Genomic DNA, 4,470 nt, shown 5'->3' with positions numbered 1-4,470 from the left:
CCGCGTCCTCCTCGATCGCGGCGGTCAGCTTCGAGCCCACGGCCGTCCGGAAGGCCACCGCCTCCCCGTCCATCACGTAGTTCACCGGCAGCACGAGGACCTCCCCGTCCGCCCGGAACGCCACCCGGCCGAGCTGCTCGTTCCCGAGCAGCCACAGGCAGGTTGCGGGGGACAGCACCCCGCCACCGGCATGGTCGAAGGCGAATGCCACCCTGATGCTGGTCCCGGTGGTCTGGGTCGGTGTCTGCGTCGTGGGCATGGCCAGCTCGGTCCGATCGGTCGGTGAAGCCACGGTGACGAGCGCCGGCGCGCCCGCGTTCGGCGGGGTCATCGCGTCATCCCCCTCGTTCTGGGTCGTCGGCGTACCTCCACTTCTGAACGGTAGTCGGACGGGGCGAGCGCGGGCAGGGCCGGTCGTCGCGCCGGCGCGGGTCGTCCGACCGGGGGATGGCCTGCCGGCGGTCCGCACCGGCCCGCGGGGAAGGCGTTCGCCACGCGGGCCGGTGCGGTGGTTACGCGGCCGGCTCGATATCCGGTATCTGCGCGGCGCGGAACGTCACCTCACGCCGCAGCCGGAACCCGAGCGACTCGTAGAGCCGGATCGCGTTCGTGTTGGTCGCCGCGGCGTGCAGGAACGGTGTTTCCCCGCGGGCCCGGATGCCCGCGGCGACCGCGCGGACGAGCCGGGTCGCGAGGCCTTGGCCCCGGTGGCCCGCGTCCGTGCAGACGGCGCTGATCTCGGTCCAGCCGGGCGGGTGCAGCCGTTCCCCGGCCATCGCCACCAGCGTGCCGTCCCGCCGGATGCCGAGGTACGTGCCGAGCTCGATCGTGTGGGGCAGGAACGGCCCGGGTTTGGTGCGTTCGACCAGCGCGAGCATCTCCGGCACGTCCGCGGGCCCCAGCCGCACGGCCTCCTCGTCCGGGAACGCGTCGACCCCCTCGTCCACGAGCTGCGCGCCGTCGAAGCTTGCCTCTTCCCAGCCGGGCGGCGGGGAAGCGTCGATGCCGGTGAACGGCACGATCGCGCCCGGGCCGAGCATCGCTGCGGCGTTGCGCCAGGTGCCCTCGTCGGGCACGTCCGGCAGGGCGACGAACGGTGACACGTTGACCGGGTAGCGCAGCACGTCACCGACCCGCTCGGCGAAATGCGCGTGCGGACCCAGGAGGGAGGAACGGACGGGGTTGTTCAGCACGTGCTGGCCGGTCACGTGCCGCCTGGGCTCCTGCCGGTCGGGCTCCTGCCGGTCGGGGACATGGCGTCGGGGAACGGCAAGCTCGGTCACGCGGCGATCTCGATCACGATCTTGCCGCGGGCGTGGCCGTTCTCCACCGCGCGCAGCGCCGCCGGGGCTTGGTCCAGCGGGAAGGTTGCGGTCACGAGCGGGTCCAGCGCGCCGTCCACGACCAGCTGGGCGACCGCGTCGAGCACGCGGCTGTCCCGGGCCCGCTGGACCGTCGTCCCGCCGTGCCGGTCGCTCGCCCCGGACAAGGCTGTGACGAGCTTCGACCGGTCCGCGAGGACCTCGACGACGTCGTCCAGCGTCTCGCCCCCGACGAGATCGTAGATTCCGTCGACCCCCCTGGGCGCGGCGGCCCGCACCCGGTCCGCGATGCCGGGGCCCGGCTCGACGTGCGCGACGCCGAGGGCCTCGACGAAGTCCTTCTTGCCGGCGCTCGCGGTGCCGACGACCGTCAGGCCCGCCTGCCGGGCGATCTGCGCAGCGGCCACTCCCACGCCGCCACCCACACCGGTGATCAGCAGGGTGGCGCCGGGCGGCAGGGCCAGCTGGTGCACGCCGTCGTAGGCGGTCGCCGCCGCGACCGGCAGCGTCGCCGGCTTGCGCGCGCTCTCCCCGGCGGTCAGCACCGTGTACTCGGCGTAGCCACCGCCCGGCGCGCTGCCGAACACCTCGTCGCCGATGGCGAATCCGTCGACGTCCGGGCCCACCTGCGTCACCACGCCGGCGGCCTCCACTCCGAGTACGACCGGAAACACGGCTGGCGGGGCGGCCGGCAGCCGCAGGCCGCCCCGCAGCTTCCAGTCCACGGGGTTGACCCCGGCGGCACGTACCGCGATCGTGAGCTGACCCGGCCCGGCTACCGGGATCGGGAGGTCGGCGAATGCCTCCACCTCCGGACCGCCGTGGTCGCTGTAGACGTACGCCTTCGGCACCACAACCACCGTTCCCTTCGCCGTTTCCCCTGGCCGTCCCGCCGCGGCCGTCCCGCCGCGCCGAGACCTCCGCGATATCCGCGATCGGCGTCTACGCCGACCGCGGTCACCTACAACACCGGGCCGGGCCGCCACCTTCCGGCGGTGGCCGGCACCGGGGCGGCGGCGCCTGCCGCGGTCAGGCCGATAGTCAGATTCTGGTTCTGTTCGACGTCGAAGAAGGGCCGAAGAAGATCGAAGGAGGTCAGGGAGGTCAGGGAGGTCAGGAGAGGCCTGGGAGGCCGGGAAAGGCCGGATGAGGCCGGGGAGACCTGGGCAGGTGCGATCCCGGCCTACTCACGCCCGGCGTCGGCGCCACTCCTTGGTGAGCAACTCGTAGGACCGCACCCGGTCGGCGTGCTGGTGGGTGATCGTGGTGATGGCGAGCTCGTCGGCCCCGGTCGCCTGGGCCAGCTGCTCGAGCCGGTCGGCGATGGTTCGCGGGGACCCGACGAGCTGGGTGGTGACCCGGTCCTCGACGAGCGCGCGGTCGGCGTTGCTCCAGGCGTGCGCCGCGGCCTGCTCCGGGCTGGGGAACGGGATGGCCCCGGCGCCGGAACGGATGCTGCGGACCCACAGGCCGTAGCCGGCGGCCAGCCGTGCGGCGCTCGCATCGTCCTCCCCGACGACGACGTCCGCCGAGACCGACACGTACGGCTCGGCGAGTTCCGCCGACGGCCGGAACGCGGCCCGGTAGGCGTCGACGGCATCGAGCACGGTGCTGGGGTTGTGGTGGTAGGAGGCCGCGAACCGCAGCCCGCGCTCGCCGGCGACGGCGGCGCTCGATCCGCCGGATGCCCCGAGGATCCAGACCTGCACGTTCGCGCCCTCACCGGGGTAGGCGTGCGCCTGGAGGCCGTCGGCCGAGCGATAGGTTCCGCGCAGCAGCGCGAGGACGTCGTCGATCTGCTCGGCGTAGTCCGGGGTGTAGGCGCTCGGCTGCTGCAGCAGCGACAGCATCAGCCCCAGCCGCGACGAGCCGAGCAGCCCGCGGAAGCCGTAGCGATTGGGGATCAGCAGGCCGTTCTCGGCCCGCTGCTCGATGCTGTGGTCCGCCCCGCCGAGCCCGGCGGAGTAGGCCGCCGCCGCCGAGATCAGGCTTCGTTCGGCTGCCGGGTCGTTCACCGGCCCGCCGGGCCCGGGGGCCGGCCGGCTGGGCGAGCGTCCGATCCCGAGGTCGAGGCGGCCCGGGTGCAGGGCGTCGATGAGGCCGAACTCCTCAACCACCGACAGCGGGGTGCGGTGTCCGGCCTGCACCCCGGCCGACCCGAGCCGGATGGTCCTCGTCGCTCCGGCCACCAGGGCGATGGCGACGGCGGGGGAGACGCCGAGGACGCCGGGATTGAGGTGATGTTCCGCGAACCAGTAGCGTTCGTACCCGAACTCCTCCGCCCGCCGGGCCAGATCGACGGTGTTGCGCAGTGCTTCGCCGTTCGTGCCGCCATCACTGACCGGGACGAGGTCGAGGACGGCCAATGGGATCTCACTCATCGCGAACCTTTCAGGTCGGTCGGCTCGTCTCTCACTGTGGCTGTCCGGCGGCACCGTCGTCGGCGGGCCGGGGGCGCAGCGCCGCGCCGTCGAGGGTGGGGAGCGCGGCGAGCAGGCTGCGGGTGTACTCGTGGCGGGGGTTTGCGAACAGCTCCTCGACGTCTCCGGCTTCCACGACCCGCCCGTCCTTCATCACCAGGACCCGGTCGCTGACGTGGTAGATCACGCCGAGGTGATGGGAGATGAAGACGTAGGAGATCCCCAGCCGCGCCTGCAGATCGGCCAGCAGGTCGAGCACCTGCGCCTGGATGGAGACGTCGAGGGCGGAGACCGGCTCGTCGCAGATGATGACCCGCGGTCGCGGGGCGAGCGCCCGGGCGATCGCGACCCGTTGGCGCTGCCCCCCCGACAGCTGGCGCGGCCGGCGGTCGAGCACGCTCTCGTCCAGCCCGACCTGCTCGATCAGTTCGAGGACGCGGGCCCGGCGCGCGGCGCGGCGAACCCCCTGCACCGCCAGCGGCTCGCTTCACAGCTCCCTCGGCTCAGGCCCGGGAGTACGGGCCCGCGCTTGCCGCACCCGGGGGCACGGCCGTGTCCTCATCCGGGGCACCCCTTCGCGAACGAGGGTTGCCGGTCAACAAGCCAGGGCTGAACGTTGGCGCTCGTGACAGCTCGGTCAACCATCAGCCAAGCGGCTGATCTGACAAACCTAGGTCCTGTTTGGGAAGTTTATCGGGGCAGCCATTCGTTGATCGCGGCGATGGTGA

At 73.0% G+C, this 4,470-nt stretch carries 4 protein-coding genes, 1 pseudogene and 1 riboswitch; all 5 genes and pseudogenes read right to left on the bottom strand.

Annotated elements, in window-relative coordinates; genetic code table 11:
- Positions 1-331, bottom strand: a 331-nt coding sequence (locus tag AC08OQ_RS17870; protein ID WP_476612227.1) for a pyridoxamine 5'-phosphate oxidase family protein, incomplete at its 3' end; no start/stop codon positions are given.
- 181 nt (positions 332-512) lie between these two features.
- A complete protein-coding gene (locus AC08OQ_RS17865; protein ID WP_476602149.1) occupies positions 513-1,283 on the bottom strand; it encodes a GNAT family N-acetyltransferase in 771 nt (256 codons plus the stop codon).
- The gene (locus AC08OQ_RS17860) at positions 1,280-2,182 is read right to left on the bottom strand and encodes an NADP-dependent oxidoreductase (RefSeq protein WP_476602150.1); all 903 of its coding nucleotides are present in this window, start codon (positions 2,180-2,182) and stop codon (positions 1,280-1,282) included. Before AC08OQ_RS17860 ends, AC08OQ_RS17865 begins: the two co-directional genes overlap by 4 nt.
- A gap of 327 nt (positions 2,183-2,509) precedes the next feature.
- On the bottom strand, positions 2,510-3,703 hold the full coding sequence (locus AC08OQ_RS17855) for an LLM class flavin-dependent oxidoreductase (protein WP_476602151.1): 1,194 nt from the start codon (positions 3,701-3,703) through the stop codon (positions 2,510-2,512).
- Positions 3,704-3,734: 31 nt separating this feature from the next.
- Positions 3,735-4,226 (bottom strand): annotated as a pseudogene (locus AC08OQ_RS17850) (ATP-binding cassette domain-containing protein); the annotation flags it as partial.
- Between the two features lie 36 nt (positions 4,227-4,262).
- A riboswitch (SAM riboswitch) is annotated at positions 4,263-4,373 on the bottom strand.
- Between the last annotated feature and the right edge of the window lie 97 nt (positions 4,374-4,470).

Source organism: Frankia sp. CcCS3, from assembly GCF_977927575.1.
This window is presented reverse-complemented; position numbering and strand designations above follow the sequence as displayed.

What these genes read in the sequence shown, in the direction of transcription:
- AC08OQ_RS17855 (WP_476602151.1), bottom strand. Translation starts at nt 3,703, where the DNA reads ATGAGTGAGATCCCATTGGCCGTCCTCGACCTCGTCCCGGTCAGTGAT.